Consider the following 18,623-nt stretch of genomic DNA (forward strand, 5'->3'; position numbering starts at 1 on the left):
GCGGCGTATGTAATAAATTATTAAAAATATTTTTCCTTACTCTCATCAAGTTAACTTATTACAAAGTATAACCTGTCCTCTTTACCAAGATTATTCCTGAAAGGTTTCTCCTGATTTATATCACCATAAAAAATTAATGAGCCGTTAAAACCAAGATGGCGATATTGTTCCAGTAAGTCAATCCCAAAAACCAACGGCAAACCTGTAACGATAAATTCACTGTCCGGCGTCATAATATCCAAAATCCAACCCGCGATATCACGCCACATTAATCTCATTTTATAGTTAATGCCATTGAGCTGAATATCGAATTGCTGATTTTGAGGTGATAAAGGAATTTCTACAACCCTAGCCATTTCTTACCTCGCTCTATAATAAAATCAAGAATAATTTTTGGCATTGATGGCTTCACCGTGACTTTAGCTCCCATATTAACTACAGGTGCTGTATCTTCAGGATTTTTCATATTTTCCGCCGGCGCGGCCTTATTCGGTGATGTTTCAACAATAACAATTTCACGCAGGTTTAAAGCCACCGATAAAACATTTTCACTGGTTCTATCTGTTGTGACACTGATATCTTTAATCAACATATTTTTATATAAGCGCTTTCCCGTTACGACATCAAACGGTTTATGTGATGCCCTCAGGTCAAGTAACTGTTGATATATATCACGCGGACTGGTTCCAAGGCTCAGCCCGGTATAAATATCAAATACTTTTGTCGTATCAATAATATCAAGCAGCGAACCTCCACCGGCAAAACCTAAATCCATTCTTACTTCCGATGGGCTGTCATAAGCATGATCACTGAATGTCACCCCCTGCTGGACCGGATGATCGGTGATATTCGATACATCGGTATGGGTTTCTGAAATAACGACACTCGGTACAATAACACCTATTTTTCTCTTTTGCTGAGAAAACATGACTGATAATATATCCATTGTTATTTCACCTGTGTTTGCATATTTCGAAGCAGCATACTGTGAGTACGTTCTACCGTTTCTCCAGTCAGTCTTGCTGCTTCTCTGGGGGATTCAACACCGTTGACTTCAATATGATAATTGACCTCTCCTATTCCCGGCATATTATTGCCGGCAAATATTGGCGCACGATGTAATAAAAAGGGAGTCAATCCCTGATGATTCATCATACCGTTGATATTGGTTACCGCGCCATTGATCATTCGGTGATCAATGGAAATATTCTGCAAAGAGTGAGCTACATGATTTAAATGTCCAGCCTGCTTTGGCGCTTTATTCGCTGGCTGTAGCTCTGCCATAATCGCCTTCCTGATAAATTCTGGTGAATAGGGATTACCACCACTTTCCTCTATCATCATGCTATCAATCAGCCGTTGCATCACATCAGGATCAGTGAGATCAAGGAACGTATCCTTAGAAACTCCCATCATTTTAGACACGTTGGCAATGTACTGTTTGGTTTTATTATGATCTTTCTTTGGTGCCCATGTCGGGACAATACTTGCAATAGTCTGTAGCTTTTTTCCTGTGGTTTTACCACGAAAATAACGCGTCAACTGATGAGCAGTAGCTCTTAATCCACTATAAGCATCTGGATACTGAGCAAATCTGGGCTTTGGGTTATCTTCAAGCACCGCCCCGGTCTGATGTACAAAGTTCATATTTAATGGATTGTTATTCCGTACTCCTCGCGAAGATTTTAATTTTTTTAGCTTTGCTGCTGTAAGCTCACTATTAAAAATATTCGTTGGTTGATTAACTGGAGTATTTAATTCCTTAGGCGCATCGTGATGTTCAACAATACCAGCCTTAAGATGATCTTTATTTAATCGCTTAGTCTTGCGCTTCTTTTTCGTTTTATTTGATCGTTCTGATACTTTACTGGAAATATCAGCAACTTTTTGGCTATATTCTTTGTGGATTATCGTTTTCTTACCATCAATTTGTTCTTGGTATTTTTCATATTTATCTTTACTGAAAAATGGAGTCAAGCCAGAAGCAATATAAATCCCATGTGTTGACATCCAATTATCGAGTTGATCATATGTTATAAGTGGTTTTTTATTTTTGTCATACTCTCTTTTCCGCCGTGATAATGTTTCAGCCACTGTTTCGTGATTTTTCTTTGCTTCTTCCTGTAAGGCATTTAACCGACTATTAAAATCAAATAATACACCCAGGACAATTTTTCTTCCTGTAAATTTCCATAATTCATTCAATGTCGCCAATAAACCTTTCGCAGAAATTTCTCCTTTGTCTAACCATTTAACTAATTCCTCAATAGCATTAAATATGTCATCACTATCAAGTATGCTGGTATTTTGATTAGCACAATCCGTTGTTGCTTTTAATAACTGCTCATCCATCGATGCGACCAAGGAGGCAGTATTAAAATGGCGACCATTTGTATCATGGGATTGAACATTAATGCTCGGCAGAAATCTCTCTACACTTCCCACAGCCCGACGGACGCTTTCCTCATTGATAGATTTAATTTTTTCAACCACTGCGTCTGTTTCTTTCAACTTCCCATATAACTTATCCAATCCGCCAGCTATTTGGGTGATAAAACTGGCCACAACTGATGTTGCGTTTTCAATTTCCGCCCTCATTTTGAGAATGCCAGACGTGACTTCGGTGATAACAGCCATAAATTTACGCTGTTCCACTTCATCAACATCAAACCTCAGCGATATCAGGAAATCTTTAGTTGTTTCAACGTCATTGCTCATTTCGCCACCTCTCTATCATGGCCTCATTTTCCGATTTAACATCAAGGGCATCATTCATCAATGCAATATCAGCCAGATCAAGAACGCTGTTTTTCAATGATTCATAACGGCACATGCCCGCAATGACCGGGCGTAACAGATAATCACGCCCTTTCGGGAGGGTTTCAAAATTTAAATTGGCTTGTCCTGAGATTACACTGCACTCTCTAATGGGGCGGGAAAAAAATTTCCCAATGCGTCTCGAATAATAAATCCGACAATTTTCAACAGTTCGAAGCCGTTGATGTCATCGAACATCAATACCTGTCCATCAGGTTCATAAATCCGGTTCCAGATACCATTCTGTTCACGAGAAACCACTGATAAGCAAATATCATTAATTTCATGTCGGTTGGATTTTCCTAATGCATTGATGGATTCCACCAAATAAGGGAGCACTTCTTCAAAGCCCGTCACTCCATCATCACTTTTAGCTGTCACCATCTTTTTCATCAGCGGTCCAAGTGCCGGAATAGCCGGAGCCAAAGCCACCGCTAAATCTTGTTGCTGAAAAGCGTTCAATTTACCACTGCGATATTTTTTGCCATCAATTTCAAATTCCATGATCACTTATCCTCAAGCTCGCTCAAACTACCGCAGCATAAGTCCGACGTAAAAATAGAGGCAAATGCTGCGGCAAATTTAAAGGTGATTTAAATGGTTGTGAAGTAAGCTGGTTAGAATGTGCCTAACATGATGTCGATTTTTCCGCAATCAAATACCCAAGAAACGGTACCGCCTGCTTTGTTATTCTGCAAATCCGGTTGTTTCTGAAAGGCGACAGAGCGAGCAACAGCAATGTCATTACTTTGTTTATTGCGAATAACAATCACGTTATTACCCCATGCCGCCGATGAAAGCGATTGTGTGCTGAGCATCGCGTTCAATTTAGCGTTTACCGGGCTCGTCTTAAGTAAATTAACGGTGATAGTTCCAGACTTGGTTGCATGCAATGAATGCATGACTTCTCCGTCTGCACCGGTGGTCATGGTGTTTTTACTCTCCGACATGGTGACGGTAATTCCCTCATCAGAGAGCGCGGCACCGTTACCAAGATCAAAAGAGCCGCCAACTCCGGTAATAGAAGCGGAAACATCAAGAAAAGAATATGTAGCCATTTTCAACCCTTATCTGTTTACATTAATGATGACATCAGCGTAGTGGACAGCACCGGCTAATTTGATTGCACACTGAATAACCGGTGCTTTTCGTGCTTCTCTATCAGCCTGTGCCTGTGTCGCAATTGGCGGTGCGTAAACGTAGTAACCTTTGGTTAATGTTGCCCCCGTATCCAACGCACCAATCGGATCGCCACCCCATACACCATGAGCGATTAATCCATTTGTCGCCGCTTGCGCCAGTGACTGTTCAACATTGGTGATTAATCGTGTGACACCTTCATCAGTCTGTGGGATCTTGCTGGTACTGGTGTAAAGCAGGTTATAAAGATTGTTCTGAACGTAGTTCTGCAACCAATCCAGACCGTGGCGCTCATCAATGAAATCCCCATTCACCATGACACCTTCCTGAATAATGGCCGTATCATTGCTGTATTTAACAAAAACGTTGCCATTCATCCTTTTCAACACATTGGCTTGCGTTGCAGTGAGGTTTTCTGCGGTTACCGCGGGCTCTTGTTTAAATTTCAAGGTGATAGTGGTGTTATTGCCGTTGAAATTGACGGTAAACATACGGCCCAACAGCGAAGCAACCGTGTAGGATTTACCGGTTGAATATTGCCAAAGTGTGCGTTGATAGTTTCTCTCTTTTAATTTTGAGCCGATATCAGTTTTAACATCAGCATCCAAGACATCCGCTTTTTGCGCTGTATGTCCATAGATGCGGGGAACAGATGCGGATTCAATGTAATCAGCAACAGAGAGAATATCTTTATCCGTCAGAGAGTCATCAGCGATAACCAACCCATACCAGCCACTGGATACCGATCCCAGTGCCGCCACCGCCTCAGCAATGGTTTCTGCTTTGGTAGATTCGATAGCGGTAGCACCCGATATTTCGTCCAGCTTTAATAAATCACCAATATAAGTTCCCGTCGTTGCCGGTGAAACATAGCCAACCGCATCGACAGAATTCGGCATAATAGCGAAACGCGAGGAAGAACTATCATATGCGACTGAACAATCTTTTAACTTATCTGCTATCCGTTGGGCCACACCATTAAGATTGGCCTCTTTACTCAAATCGACGCCGCTGTATACCGTTTCTTTACCGTTAATCGTCAATTTAAAAGAGCCATCGGTGACAGCAATAAATTTGCTCATCATTTGCTGCTGTTTAGTCAATACCGCCCCTTGTAAAGAGGAGACCACATTGTCCTTAGCCCACCGACCAATATATAAATCAACCGGACGGGGTGACTGGGAATAATAAAGCGCCGCGGCCTGATACTCTGGTGAACTCAGCCCAAAATCAGCACCGACACCATCGATATCCGAATACCGGCGTAAACGTTCATGAGGGTTGATCACGTTACTTGCACCGATGATCAGTAACGCCCCAAAGTTCCGGGATTGAGCCGCATGAGGAGCCATATTCAACGTGACATTGATAATGTTTGAAACAGGTAAACCCTGCATAATTTAATCTCCTAAGAATTTGACAGGCGCTTCCACCAGTGATTTAACACCGTATTCACGCACCACTTTTCGCCGCAAGGTGATCGTCATGTCATAACGACGCCCCCTCTGGTTATTGATAAGTTCCGGTAACGAAGTCAGCCAGCTGAGTTTGTCGACTGAAAGACCGAAACGTTCTAATTCGTCATTGTTCTGACTGACCGCCACGCCATCACGAAAACGGGCACCGTACCGCTGGCTGTTCGGGCCATAAAAGGAAATCAAGCACACAATTTCCTCATGACGCCATAATTTGGTTCCTTCATCAGTCTGGTTCTCAAAAGCAGGCGAGGCATCCGAAATAAAATCCGTAATGTCAAAATCACACCTGTCATCATCTACCGGTAACTGGGGCAGGTGTGCTGATATCCATCGAGAACGCACGTTATCGTCAGGCAAACCAGAAACACCTCCTAGCCAACGACTTAATATATTTTCCAGCTCATCATCGTACTCAGGCCCAGGCGTGGTAGGTGTTAACCAACCCGCTTTATCACTACCGTTGCTCATCAAAAATACCTCCATCAAACAGCAATAACTCACCATGCGCCATGGGTAAACCAAGCTTTGCTGAAGGCTTAGTTCCCAACACCGAGTTATGATTGATTTAATAGGGATACCGACCGCGAAAATGGTAAAAAATATGCGTAAGCGATTCGCGACGGCAAATACGAAAAAGGCCGCAACACAGTGCGGCCTTCAACAATAATGATTTAAATTTTCACTTATTTATCAGAGTACAATAGAAGATACTTAAAGTTCACTCGTACTATACCCGTCATCTTTCAAGTTGCCTCTTTGTTGGCTGCACTCACTCACCCCGGTCACATAGTTTGCTATGCTCCCGGGGATTCGCTCCCTTGCCGCCGCGATGCATCTTGAAATCCATAGGGTATAAATAGAGTTCATTGGATAACAGGAATTTTTTAAATTGAATTTGATGGCTTAAATCCTAATTTCCCCCATTACCTGCAATATCGGAATGAAAAAAGCCCCGATATTTCTATAGTTTATTTCTATAGCTCATTTCTATCGGGGCTTATTCGCAACTTTAACTGATTAGTACACTACCATAGCTTTTTGCGTACGCGCAAGCTTTTTGTGTTTTTGTATTTCATCATCCATTTCTAACTTAATATCAAGCATAGCCAAACATCCCTGGACAAAACTTTCTCCCTTTTGCAACCGGGAACGTACTTCAATATCAGGTACTTTAATTAAACGCGCGATGGACCGTTTGGAAAGCCTTAAAGCGTAGTACATAAATAAAACTTCAATTTCTTCAGATTTACCTACCGTCTGCAACTTTGCGATACAAGCATCAATGATCAAGCCATCGTTATCACAGCAGGAAGGACGTAATGAACGAGTTGACGCAATCAGACCTTTAAATCCAGCAGCGATCGGTGGCCAATTAATACCAGTGGCATCATCAACCCAACCGCCCCAACACTCTAAAACTTGTTGAATATTGCGCATATATTTTGACCTTAACTTTTAGTAACAAATAGTAGTAAAAATTATTTTCATGATGGTCTCATGCATCCATGCATTCGGCATTATAACAAATTTCTCATTCTCTATTTTTGTGTTTCTCTGTTACGTAACTACATCGTTTAAATACACCTGTTTACTTAGTCTATTAAATACAAATAGTAAATAACCCCTATTCTTGACCAAGCTTAGTTTCAGAGGAAAACACATAAATATCGTTATTAATACGGATGATCATAAAGTGCTTCTCTTCCTCATCTACGTATTTATTATACAAATTTATAATCTTCATTTAATCCTCTAATGTACCTTCCTTTAAAACGCTTAGCATCTAAAGCAACACGCATGTTCTTTATTATTTATCAAAAGTTTTCAAGCAACATAACACCCCCTTTTTATTATGAGATAAAAAATTCATTAAATAAAAAATAGCACAAATTTTTTATCTCATGGATATTTGAGTGTAAAAAATATTTTTGATCGACGTTGAAATCCGTCATAAAATGCCGATTAAGAATGGTATCCACACTTATGCCGAAGACACAGAAATCGGCCTGTTTACAGGGTGATGGACAACGAAACTGGTACAAATGTGAGATCGCAACAACCCTATTCGAAATATCGCCAGCAGGTCAGGCAAAACATTTAAGATATCCACAGAATTAATGTTGCTAACGATAAATTACCGATTATCAGGTAAATATCTACGTGAAAAATTTTAACACTGTCAGATATATCCGCTTCTAACCAATGTGATTTTTAAACCTATGCTATTTCCTACTCACCCTATCCCATTTTATTTTCAGCTCTCGCCAGACGAATAGATGGATACACATCTATAGCAAATATTTTTTCATGTCTGGAAAACAGATATCCCAAATGCTAATATTTTTCTCTGTTAGTTTTTACTAGTGAAAATAAATCCGTATTATCTAAAAATTTGCCATCCTATATTTCTAGTTACATGGTTTTATTTCGACCAGCCTGACAGTAAATCTAACCATGCCATGAATTCAAAAACTCGTTTTTGCGGGAAATTGTACTGGAAAATAGCAGAATTAACTGGATATATATACCCTATGGATTTCAAGATGCATCGCGACGGCAAGGGAGTGAATCCCCGGGAGCATAGATAACGATGTGACCGGGGTGAGCGAGCGCAGCCAACAAAGAGGCAACTTGAAAGATGACGGGTATAAACAGCAGCATCTACTATCAAGCAAGAAAAAAGCCGTCATCTTCTGAAAAGATAACGGCTTCCTATTTGATTTGGTGCCGGCTACCGGAGTCGAACTGGTGACCTACTGATTACAAGTCAGTTGCTCTACCAACTGAGCTAAGCCGGCGTGTTTCAGGGCTAGCCCCCGAAAGCGAGCGCAGTATATTACAACCCATTGCAAACAATCAAGCATAAATGATAGATGATTTAAAAATATCACCAAAACACTCATCATGAGTGACATGCTCAACGACATACCATGGCTTGAATGATACAGCCAATGAGCGAGTTATTTTCAACATCAAAAAACTGGCTATTTACTGACAAATCAGAAATGACAACGAAATGTTTTATTATCTCTGTTACCTATTAGAAAATAGCCATTGATCGTAAAATAGCCTGATCGCCTGGTGGCAGTGGAAGATAAAGTATCCAAAATAACCTATCTCCAAACAATATAAGGATCGGTTAACATGTTAAAAAACAAATACTCAAAATACGATAGAACACAAGACGACAAAACATATTTTCAAGGCGTAAGCGCAATCAAATTGAGCTTGTTTTTTATAAGCCAAAGGCAAGCCATAACAGCTTTCTTATCATTGTCAGAACCACAATATTCCCACTCTTTTTTAAATTATTACCATAGGGAAATAGTTGACTGCTATAAATGCAATGTGCTATTTAAATTAGACGCAAATCAAAAAAACTAAATCAGGCATGCGCTAATATTAGGTATAAATCAGATCGTTTCTACATGTTATTATAACTTAAAATCATTAATTATGAGGTAAATTATGTTGGGCAAAAATAACTTAATTGCACATCAAGTCTTATTTACCTTCAAGGATGGAATAAGCTGGGATAGTGAAAAGGCTATATTAGCAGAGAAGGTGACGTTAAATCATATAAATGAGATAAGTGAAATAAAAGGATGGTTTTGTGGTCGAAGTACGGTAGACAGAAAGCAATCAGTTGACTTTAGTTTAATTGGTTACTTTGAAAGTTACGAAGACTTGGACATATACATGCATCATCCCGATCATATAAAAGGCGTGGTGCTATGGAAAGAAATAAGTACATGGACAGTCTCGGATATTATTATCGATATAAATAAGTTGATAAATTTCACTCAGTTAATAGGAAAGTCGTATGGAATTTGACGAAAACCTACATAAAAGTGTCGTCGTTATCGCTGATAGTCTGCCACTTGGGTTAGCCATGAATGCACTGAGCGTCATTAGTGTTTCAATTGGTAGAAATATCAACGGGATTGTAGGACACGATGTCTTTAGTCAAGATAGCATTTGTTATCCCGGTGTCATTAAAACGCCTTTGCCTGTTTTGAAAGCAAGTCATGATGTACTGACCGCTATTCATAATGAATTAAAATCTAACGATAATTTTAAATTGAGTCCTTTCTCCTGTTTAGCGCAATCATGCAGAACATATGAGGAATACGAAGGAAAATTATCTGCTGAACATTCGGATGAATTGAAGTTATCTGGCATTGGCATAGTTGGACCAAAGAAAGATATCAATAAAATCACTGGTAACTTACCACTTTATAAATAACCAGGTAATATATATGTATTCCATTTTTAGAAATGAACTTCATGAATTAGGTATGAAATACCTTACCGAGTTAAAAAAATATCTGTCTGGCGAGATAAATATCTCTGCATTGGAAAAAATACAATACGAAAAATTAAAAGAAATCATAAATTATACGAAAAATGGGTCAGCTTTCTATCAAGATCGTCTAGACGCAATAAACCCAAATGATGATGAAAATTTATCCTCATTGATTGAAAAACTTCCCTTTACTACAAAATCAGATCTAAGTAAGGCGGGAAACACGATATCTTCAGATAACCTAAGTAACGCTTGGATATATTATGAAACCACAGGGACGACTGGGCCATCAACACCTTGTCCTCGCAATGAAATAGACTCTTTAGTCAATAACAGTTTTTTGACTCTGCAATATGAGTCTATTTTCAATCAAGAAGGCAAACAACACATTATTGGCGTGATGGGTCCAACGGAATTGCACTCCACTGGAGATACATTTGAAGATGTATTTCGCAGTTTAGGGCATACCGTTATCAAAATGTGGCCTCGTTCGCCCGTTGTTGGTATGCACAGAGTACTCAGGCTGATACAAGACCTCAAAATAACTGCTTTAGTTTGCACACCTGCGGTCGCCGCTGAGTTGCTAAAATATTGTCGGAACAATGCATGTGATGCAAAAGAATTAGGTATCGAGATCATTTTGGTGCTTGGCGAACTTATTACCCCCAATAGATTAAGAAACTTATCTCGGAATTGGGGCGCTAAAATTTACAACTGTATGTATGCCTCACAAGAAACGTCAATTCTGGCGGCTTGTGACAATACCAATAAGCTTATTACTATTCCATACAACAATTATTACGAACTCATTTGTCCTTTTACTCAGCAAAAACTCAATGTTGGTGATAATCACGTTGCTGGTGAATTAGTGATTACCCATTTATATAAAGGGAATAAACCTCTGATTCGATACAAAACAGGGGATATGGTTCGGTGTAAAGCAATAGGCTTAAATCAATGGGAAATAGAACCCATCGGCCGAGTAAAAGATGTATTACTATTAAACAATGCCAATGTGTATGCTTTTGATATTGAAAATGCCATCTTTGAAGAACTCGAATATTGTTTTGAATACTTTATTGAAATCAACAACACAGCCGGTACAGATGAGCTCAAGATCACTTTAGAGCCGAGTGACGAATTAAATGATGCATCACTCATTAATAAGATAAAGCAAAAAATGGAATCTAAATTCAATATGAATGTTGACATCCATGTCGGAGATGTCGGTGGACTTATTGGAACCGCAGCAATGGTAAGTTGGAAAGCAGCACGAATCCATGATCTGAGAGATGATACCAACAATATTGAGCGACATTCGGCTTTAGAAATCATGAACAAGAGGGCAACTAAATGATAAACAATATCGTTAGCCCAGTTAATAAAGATTGGATCGTATTTCTAGACGGGGAATATCTCAATTTTAGCAATGCGACCTTTCTTGCCAATACACAAGCGTTAAATTATGGCACCGGTACATTTGAGGGAATCCGGGCTTATTGGGATCAAGACAATAACCAACTTAATCTATTTAGAGTGCATGAGCACTATGAACGGTTAATTCAATCAGCTAAAACATTAAAAATTGAATTGCCCTATACCAGTCAGGAGTTAACCGATATTACTAAAAACATCATCATTAAAAATGGTTTCAAACAAGATATTTATATCAGGCCATTAGCGCTTAAAAAGTCGTTAATGCCGGGTGAGAAATTTGGCGTTAAGCTAAGTGGTGTAAATTCAACCCTCTGTATTAACGCTTTACCTATGGGCGCTTATGCCAAAAAAACAGCGTTTAAATGTCTTATTTCAAAATGGCGACGTGTATCAAATGCGGCAATTCCATCATCTGCCAAAATTACCGGCACTTATGTTAATTCCGCACTTGCTCATGAAGATGCCAAAGAAAACGGATTTGATGATGCTATCATGTTGAATGAACAAGGCATGTGTGCAGAAGCAAGTACATCAAATGTTTTTATTGTAAAAGATAATTGCGTTATTACACCATCGCTTAGCGCTGGCATTCTCAATGGAATAACCAGACAATCTGTTTTCGATATTTGTAAATTCCGCAATATTCCCTGTATCGAGTCAGAAATTCAACAAAAGGATCTCTATGAAGCAGATGGCTGTTTTTTAACAGGCACTGGCCTTGAAATATCAATTGTGTCACAAATAGATAATGTGTCATATATACAAAAAGAAGATTCTATAGCCAATGTTATTGCCAAAGATTATCAAGAAATAATTAGAGGTAGAATAGATAAGTTTTCACATTGGTTAAATCCGGTTTATTAGTGTAATTCCAGGAGAGACATCATGGAATGTGTTTTTTTTAGTTTCAACAAAGATACATTTGATGTTCTAAATATTGCTACCTTAGGCCCATCAGGTACAAGTAGCGAACAATCCGCTATTCGTTTTGGTGAATTTGCCATTAAAAATAAAGTCGCCAAAAGCTACCAGGTTGTTTTATGTAATACTTATGAAGAAGCAAGTAATCAAATTATTTTAAATAACTGTCAGGCATTGGTAGTCGCCAATGCTTATTACAATATCAGTGAGTTTTATATGGATAACAGGTTTAACTTGTCATCCGCATTTTTAAATTACACGCCTAATTATGGTATTGCTATTCGTGATGAATTAACTACAGATAATATCGTCATTGCAACCCATCCGGCACCAAAGGCTTTAATCCCAGAGTTGTTGCCTGATAATCTAAAAATTGCAGATATCATTTTTAAAGACTCAACCAGTTCAGCCGCAAAAGCAGTCGCTAATTCAGAGGTAGATGCCGCACTCACGACAGAAGTGGCAGCAAAATTACACAATTTAAAATTTATTTCTCATATTCGACCAATTCAAATGCTTTGGTCAGTATTTACAGCCGCATAAAAGCTAATGTTGCTTTAAAATAGGCAAATATATATACCCAATGGATTTCAAGATGGATCGCGACGGCAAGGGAGCGAATCCCCAGGAGCATAGATAACTATGTGACCGGGGTGAGTGAGTGCAGCCAACAAAGAGGCAACTTGAAAGATGACGGGTATATACCCAATGGATTTCAATATACAGAGGTCATTATGTCTTTACTTACTCTACACACCATTACTACCACACCTGAAAAAAGTAAAAAATTACTTCAAAGTTCTATTAATGATTTCGGCTGGATACCTAACCAAAGTGGTTATATGTCAGAATCTCCTTCACTATTAGCCGCTTACCAACGAGCACACGACCTATTTATTGATAGTTCACTGAATGAAGAGGAAAAAGCTGTTGTGTGGATTACAACCGGAGTAGAAAATGGTTGTCATTACACGATTCAGGCACACGGCTATATTGCAATTCATAATGGTGTGGACAAAAAAATAGTTAAAGCATTGATTGAAAAAACCGACGATCTCTCCCCACGATTATTGGCACTACGTGAATTTACCATCGAGGTTATTTACTGCCGGGGACAATTGAAAAGAAGTGCTATTGATCTATTCCTAAGCCGTGGTTTCAGCAAAGAGAATATGCTGGATGTTGTGTTAGGAGTTTCTCAAAAGAATATGTCGACAATTCTCAATAGCATTGCCGGAACCGAGATTGATGATAAATTCAAGCTGGACAACCTTTAACTGATCTTGAAAGGCATCAATATGCTTTATGTCGATAAAGAAACCGTTGCGCGTTATTTGACGATGGAACTTAGTCTTAAGCTAAGTGAAATAGCATTTAAATTGCAATCGGAAAGAAAAGTAGAGCAACCTTTGCGCAATATTGTTAAAGGTGAAGACGGCTTAATGGGCACCATGCCGATTTATATTAAGGAGGGGCCATATAAAGGGTTTGGGTTAAAGTCGGTGGTAGTGAGGTTTCAAAGCAATAGCGATAAACCTTCACACATCGGTAGTGTGCTGGTTTACGACGAGCCAGGTGTTTCAGGGATTGCCGCGGTGGATGCCGGCGCTATCACAGAAATCCGCACCGCCGCCGCTTCTGCTTATGCAACCCACCTTCTCGCCGCAAAAGATGCTAGCCGGTTAGCGATACTTGGCACGGGTTTACAAGCAAAAGCACATTTGCAAGCCATGTTATATGTACGCCCGATTAGAGAAGTCACTTTATGGGGTCGTAATGCAGAAAGATGCCGTGAGTTTGTCACATGGTGTGATAAAACACTCAATCTTCCTATTTCGATCAAAGCCTCACCTGCTGAGGCTGTACTCAATAGTGACATCATTTGCACAACTACGGCATCGCGTGACCCTATACTCAGTAGAAAAGAGCTACCGGGTAAATGTCATGTCAATGCCATTGGCGCTTCGGCACTGGGATTCCAAGAACTCAGCGAAGATATGTATAGCAATACAACCCTATTTACTGATTCCAATGAATCGGTACTTGCCGCCTCTCAATCTGTTATTAAGGCAAGGGAGAAAGGTATTCTTAGCGGGTCAGACATTGGGATAGAAATTGGTACCGTTTCTCAATCTCATTCCAATTTGTGCGATCAGGGTGTGACTATCTTTCAATCCGTTGGTTTGGCCGTTCAAGATATGGTATTTTCTCGGGAAGTCATTCGACAACTAATAAAAATGTCTTAATTATTTTGGATGAAAATATGCCAAACTTAAGACGTTCAGTATTAGAAAAATGTCGTTATTGTCTATAAAGAGCCCTATTTGTCACTTGCATACGCAAGTGACATTTTTATGTTCTGTTACTTCAAAGTGTTATTTTGAGAGGAAAGATATGCTAGAAGTGTCCCAAATAGTAACCTATACCGCAGCACTGACTGTTGCTGCGGCGATACCAGGCCCAGGAATAGCAGCATTGGTCGCCAGAAGTGTGAGTAGTGGCGCGTTAGCGGGATTTAGTGTGTTGTTTGGCCTGATTATTGGTGATCTCACTTATTTATCCTTTGCTGTTTTTGGCTTGTCCATTATCGCGAACAGTTTTGACACCTTATTTGTTGTGGTGAGATGGGGTGCCGCATTATATTTGGGTTATCTGGCGTGGCAGTTCTGGTTTGCCGATCATCAACCCATTGGTGAAGACCAACCCATTAAGAAAAAGGAGTTGGCGGCGGCCTGGTTATCTGGTCTCACTCTAACGTTAAGTAACCCTAAAACGATCGCTTTCTATCTCGCACTATTACCTTTGGTGATTAATATGGAATCTATCTCGTTGCAAAACTGGGGATTCATGTTAGTACCACTGACGGTTTTTGTCTTATTCAGCGTAGGAACGGTATTTATTCTCGGCGCTCTCAGTATTCGACATCTGTTATCAAGCCAACGGGCACAACGGATTTTATTTAAAGGTGCGGCTGTCATTATGTTCGTAACCGCTGTAACTATGCTGTTCAAAGCCGATTAAAAAAGTTTAATTTTTTATACCCTATGGATTTCAAGATGCATCGCGACGGCAAGGGAGCGAATCCCTGGGAGCATAGCGAACGATGTGACCGGGGTGACCCACACCATTCCGACTTATACTCCCGGCGACTGGAATTTGAAACGTTGGCAAAGGAAAGAATGGCCGACTGGGCAGTTACAGCCTGTTGATCGCCGCATTGATATCGCGGTCATGTTCGACATGACAAACCGGGCATTCCAGATCCGCTTAGGCAGCGACATTTCCGGCACTTTGTGACCGCAGCAATGGCAGGTTTTCGAACTGGCGAACCACAGATCCAGTTTGACCCCCGCCGCTGCGGCTTTGTATTCCAGTTTCATGAGAACGCTATTCCAGCCCGCACGCCGATAGCAGTGCCTAGTGCCTCTATGAATGGTCACCTTATGGCTATGAAAATGGATTAATTATTATCTGAATGGCATATGGAAATGAAAAAACCCCATGCAAGAAGATGCATGGGGTCATTATTTGGCGGAAGGATAGAGATTCGAACTCTAGGATGGTTTCCCATCGGCGGTTTTCAAGACCGCTGCCTTCGACCGCTCGGCCATCCTTCCATGGCGCGAAATTATGCGCCTAACATGATAATATGTCTAGTCTCTATCGTAAAAATTCTGTAATTTCTTTACTATTCGCTCAATCCTCAATCTATAATATCCTTTTCAGCCCTGATCCTGCTAAAATTAGCCTAAATAGATCGAATCATAAGATTCACCAATTTAACGAGCTCGCTAAACAGCCAAGCAATTATTAAGGCTTTTACTCAACGAATGTATAACAAACAATTTTCTATTAATTCATCAACCATAAACCGTTACTACGGTCTGTTCATTATTCTGCTTTTTGTTTCCCTGTTTTTATACAGCTATAACTACTTCAATGCCTGGCTAATGGGGAAAAAATATGCGCTAAATAGTGTTGCAACCAAAATAGTATTACAGATAGAAGATTATCGTTACCACGCTAATTCTATCTTTAAACAAGCCAATAGCTCATCTTTTAAACCACCAGAACTCGTCACACCGATGAAGCTACGACCTGATGTTTACTGGCTTGAGAATCGTTATCAAACTATCGACACGATTATTTTTGGTCACCACAGCACTGCAAGTGTAGAGTTGGCACAACGCCTTTCCAATTATATGGAGATTTTGTGGGGCACCCGCAATGAATACAACTCCATGTACTATCTGAATGGTAAAGATAACAATCTGTTTCTGATAACCACTCACTCTATTCTTAAACCAGAATTGAGATTTAAAGAAAGTTATCTAACACTGACTGCCGAATCAAAACGTTCAGAAATGCTGATGCAATCCATCGCGTTAGATGAACGGGAAAATATTTCATCAATCCGTAAGTTAAATGGCGAAAATATCTATTTTTATACTTATCGGGCGACGTTCAATTCACCGGGTCAATTGGCAACAGTTATCGCTTTTGATTTGCCTATTTGTCATCTTCTTCCTATGGATATGGCAGCGGCCAACTTCAGTCTATTGTCGGATGACGAGCAACCCCCTAATGAAATTAATAAAGTCAATATTTCACAAAATGGTTTCTGGCTCGAATTTTCTCAATCAATTAAAGGTACGCAATACAAACTGTTGTATCGGATATCACTCAAAGATTTGCTAATCGATTTGTTATATAGAAACATCTGGTTGTTACTGGCTGATTCAGTATTTATTATCCTGTCCTTAGGTGGGCTTATTTACATTCGTAGAAAATATATCGCGCCAAATGCCCAGATGAGCCACGAGCTACAAATCAAGGATGCGTTAAGTCACGATATTATCTCCAATATCCCGATTGGCTTATTGATTTATGATTTCTCAGTAAATCAGATAATTATGTGCAATAATATCGCCGACCATCTGTTGCCGAATGTCGATTTAAATAAAATTAAGATGATGGCAAAGCAACATCATGGTGTCATCCAAACCTCAATTGATGATTCAGTCTATGAAATTAACATGTACAGCATTCGCCTGTTGCCAGAAACTTATCTGTTTTTACTGCAAGATAAAGATCAGGAAGCATTAATTAGCCGGCGTCTACAACTTGCCCATTTGGAACACGATAAGAGTGTACAAGCTCGACGTTTTATGTTGACCAACATTCGTTCTGAATTAAAACAACCAATAAAGGAATTAGATCATATCGCTTACCAACTGAAACAAATTCTTATAGAAAAAAATAGTGTTCGTATCGTCGATAATTTATTAACTAAATCTGAATATATATCCGACTGGATCGAGAATATTTCATTACTCAATGAATTAGAATCAGGTGAATGGCAAGCAAAAAATGAATCGTTTTCATTATCAGTCATTTTAGAAGATATTATTAAAAAAGTGTTTCCTAAGATGAATAATAAAGGATTGAATTATTATTATCACTGTAATATTAATCCTGAATCACTATTTATTGGCGATAGTACTGCCATCAGTAAGATTGTCCTGATGTTAGTCAATTATGCAATCACGCTCACATCTTATGGCAAAATATCTCTCATCGTTAATTATTCTCAGGAATACAAAGAACAAATTCAAATCGAAATTATAGATACAGGAACCGGACTTAATTCAACAGATTTAACAAACTTGAATTATCCATTTTTAAGCAAAGCCACTGGTGATAAATATCAATCCAATTCAGGACTGACCTTTTATCTATGTAACCAATTATGTAGAAAATTAAATGGCCATTTTACTATAAACAGCAAACCCAACCTGGGTACGCGCTATGCTATCAGTCTGCCCTTAATAATCGGCGAAAACCAATGCCCGCCGCTACTGGAAGACATTACTGCCTTGCTGGATATCAGCAATACGGAGATCCGTAAGATCGTGCAAAATCATCTGCATCATTATGGCGCTGTTTACTTCGCTAAAAAGCCAGAAAATATGGATCGAGAATACGATATCATGTTGACGGATAAACCCTACGATTCGGCAAAATCGACTATATTACTGGTTGATAATCTGGCCGGCTTTGAACAGATAAAACCTGACTATATTCGATGTAACTACAATCTGAGTGAAGCGGTTATCAATGCCATTTCGTTATTAATTGAGAGAAGTTTCAGTTTTAACGAATTCACTGCAAATTCAGAAATGTCAGCATTTAACGATGAAAGCAGCGATTACGATTTTGGCAATGTTATAAATAGTTATCAAAAACAGCTAACTGATAGCGATTACCGACAATTATTTGTCGAGACAGTACCGATAGATATTAATAAGCTGTATACTGATATAGAACAATATGATCTGATATCGCTTTCGCAAACAGCACATCGCCTGAAAGGCGTCTTTGCTATGTTAGACCTAGAACTCCTCAAACTTTCTTGCGAAACACTGGAACAACACATAACAGACAGTAACGTAATAGAGATTAAAAATAGCATTGGCCGTATTGAATCCTTCACCAAAAGGCTATTGCAGCAGGGTAACTAATAA

The 18,623-nt window shown here is 39.4% G+C and carries 19 protein-coding genes, 2 tRNA genes and 1 pseudogene; 9 read left to right on the forward strand and 13 right to left on the reverse strand.

Features of this window, described 5'->3' with window-relative positions; genetic code table 11:
• Positions 1-50: 50 nt before the first annotated feature.
• The 11 genes from ACGF49_RS14130 to ACGF49_RS14180 form a co-directional block, all read right to left on the reverse strand.
• A complete protein-coding gene (locus ACGF49_RS14130) occupies positions 51-356 on the reverse strand; it encodes a phage baseplate plug protein (RefSeq protein ID WP_011147248.1) in 306 nt (101 codons plus the stop codon).
• Complete coding sequence (locus tag ACGF49_RS14135; protein ID WP_387491518.1) at positions 341-946, reverse strand: phage baseplate protein; 606 nt, start codon at positions 944-946, stop codon at positions 341-343. The genes ACGF49_RS14130 and ACGF49_RS14135 overlap by 16 nt, the downstream gene beginning before the upstream one ends.
• Before the next feature lie 2 nt (positions 947-948).
• The gene (locus ACGF49_RS14140) at positions 949-2,718 is read right to left on the reverse strand and encodes a hypothetical protein (protein ID WP_387491521.1); all 1,770 of its coding nucleotides are present in this window, start codon (positions 2,716-2,718) and stop codon (positions 949-951) included.
• Positions 2,708-2,833 (reverse strand): DUF6889 family protein, encoded by a 126-nt coding sequence (locus tag ACGF49_RS14145; RefSeq protein ID WP_255417038.1) that lies wholly within the window; start codon positions 2,831-2,833, stop codon positions 2,708-2,710. The genes ACGF49_RS14140 and ACGF49_RS14145 overlap by 11 nt, the downstream gene beginning before the upstream one ends.
• 77 nt (positions 2,834-2,910) lie before the next feature.
• Positions 2,911-3,321, reverse strand: a complete 411-nt coding sequence (locus ACGF49_RS14150; RefSeq protein ID WP_228900499.1) for a phage tail assembly chaperone — start codon at positions 3,319-3,321, stop codon at positions 2,911-2,913.
• Between the two features lie 113 nt (positions 3,322-3,434).
• Positions 3,435-3,875: a DUF3277 family protein gene (locus ACGF49_RS14155; protein WP_011147252.1), complete on the reverse strand. Its 441-nt coding sequence runs from the start codon at positions 3,873-3,875 to the stop codon at positions 3,435-3,437.
• A 9-nt stretch (positions 3,876-3,884) separates the two neighbouring features.
• Positions 3,885-5,354: a DUF3383 domain-containing protein gene (locus ACGF49_RS14160; protein WP_011147253.1), complete on the reverse strand. Its 1,470-nt coding sequence runs from the start codon at positions 5,352-5,354 to the stop codon at positions 3,885-3,887.
• Between the two features lie 3 nt (positions 5,355-5,357).
• Entirely contained in the window at positions 5,358-5,921 is a 564-nt protein-coding gene (locus ACGF49_RS14165; protein ID WP_387491526.1) for a hypothetical protein, read from the reverse strand.
• A gap of 225 nt (positions 5,922-6,146) precedes the next feature.
• Positions 6,147-6,302: a hypothetical protein gene (locus ACGF49_RS14170; RefSeq protein ID WP_158536565.1), complete on the reverse strand. Its 156-nt coding sequence runs from the start codon at positions 6,300-6,302 to the stop codon at positions 6,147-6,149.
• 150 nt (positions 6,303-6,452) lie between these two features.
• Positions 6,453-6,872, reverse strand: coding sequence for an antiterminator Q family protein (locus tag ACGF49_RS14175; RefSeq protein ID WP_113042570.1), 420 nt, complete (start codon positions 6,870-6,872; stop codon positions 6,453-6,455).
• A 1,285-nt stretch (positions 6,873-8,157) separates the two neighbouring features.
• Positions 8,158-8,233, reverse strand: a tRNA-Thr gene (locus ACGF49_RS14180).
• 670 nt (positions 8,234-8,903) lie between these two features.
• Between ACGF49_RS14180 and ACGF49_RS14185 the strand changes: the two genes are divergently transcribed.
• The 8 genes from ACGF49_RS14185 to ACGF49_RS14220 all read left to right on the forward strand — a co-directional run bounded on the left by ACGF49_RS14185 (position 8,904) and on the right by ACGF49_RS14220 (position 15,120).
• Positions 8,904-9,269 carry a Dabb family protein gene (locus ACGF49_RS14185; protein ID WP_112877528.1) on the forward strand — a complete coding sequence of 122 codons (366 nt, stop codon included), beginning with the start codon at positions 8,904-8,906 and terminating at the stop codon, positions 9,267-9,269.
• Positions 9,259-9,681 (forward strand): DUF2000 domain-containing protein, encoded by a 423-nt coding sequence (locus tag ACGF49_RS14190; protein WP_113042568.1) that lies wholly within the window; start codon positions 9,259-9,261, stop codon positions 9,679-9,681. Before ACGF49_RS14185 ends, ACGF49_RS14190 begins: the two co-directional genes overlap by 11 nt.
• A 13-nt stretch (positions 9,682-9,694) precedes the next feature.
• Complete coding sequence (locus tag ACGF49_RS14195; RefSeq protein WP_113042567.1) at positions 9,695-11,098, forward strand: phenylacetate--CoA ligase family protein; 1,404 nt, start codon at positions 9,695-9,697, stop codon at positions 11,096-11,098.
• On the forward strand, positions 11,095-12,042 hold the full coding sequence (locus ACGF49_RS14200; RefSeq protein WP_113042565.1) for a branched-chain amino acid transaminase: 948 nt from the start codon (positions 11,095-11,097) through the stop codon (positions 12,040-12,042). Before ACGF49_RS14195 ends, ACGF49_RS14200 begins: the two co-directional genes overlap by 4 nt.
• A 21-nt stretch (positions 12,043-12,063) precedes the next feature.
• On the forward strand, positions 12,064-12,642 hold the full coding sequence (locus ACGF49_RS14205) for a prephenate decarboxylase (RefSeq protein WP_113042563.1): 579 nt from the start codon (positions 12,064-12,066) through the stop codon (positions 12,640-12,642).
• 101 nt (positions 12,643-12,743) lie between these two features.
• On the forward strand, positions 12,744-13,376 hold the full coding sequence (locus ACGF49_RS14210; RefSeq protein WP_229015611.1) for a carboxymuconolactone decarboxylase family protein: 633 nt from the start codon (positions 12,744-12,746) through the stop codon (positions 13,374-13,376).
• A gap of 21 nt (positions 13,377-13,397) precedes the next feature.
• Entirely contained in the window at positions 13,398-14,345 is a 948-nt protein-coding gene (locus ACGF49_RS14215) for an ornithine cyclodeaminase family protein (protein WP_191214761.1), read from the forward strand.
• Between the two features lie 148 nt (positions 14,346-14,493).
• Positions 14,494-15,120: a LysE family translocator gene (locus ACGF49_RS14220; RefSeq protein WP_113042559.1), complete on the forward strand. Its 627-nt coding sequence runs from the start codon at positions 14,494-14,496 to the stop codon at positions 15,118-15,120.
• Positions 15,121-15,303: 183 nt separating this feature from the next.
• Here the strand turns inward: ACGF49_RS14220 and ACGF49_RS14225 are convergent.
• A pseudogene (locus tag ACGF49_RS14225) lies at positions 15,304-15,500 on the reverse strand (zinc ribbon domain-containing protein); the annotation flags it as partial.
• Between the two features lie 128 nt (positions 15,501-15,628).
• A tRNA-Ser gene (locus ACGF49_RS14230) sits at positions 15,629-15,716 on the reverse strand.
• A gap of 213 nt (positions 15,717-15,929) precedes the next feature.
• On the opposite strand from ACGF49_RS14230, the gene rcsD reads away from it, so the two are divergent.
• Complete coding sequence (gene rcsD, locus ACGF49_RS14235; RefSeq protein ID WP_271859233.1) at positions 15,930-18,620, forward strand: phosphotransferase RcsD; 2,691 nt, start codon at positions 15,930-15,932, stop codon at positions 18,618-18,620.
• Positions 18,621-18,623: the final 3 nt, after the last annotated feature.

This window comes from Photorhabdus sp. RM96S (assembly GCF_042879335.1).
GTDB lineage: Bacteria > Pseudomonadota > Gammaproteobacteria > Enterobacterales > Enterobacteriaceae > Photorhabdus > Photorhabdus kayaii.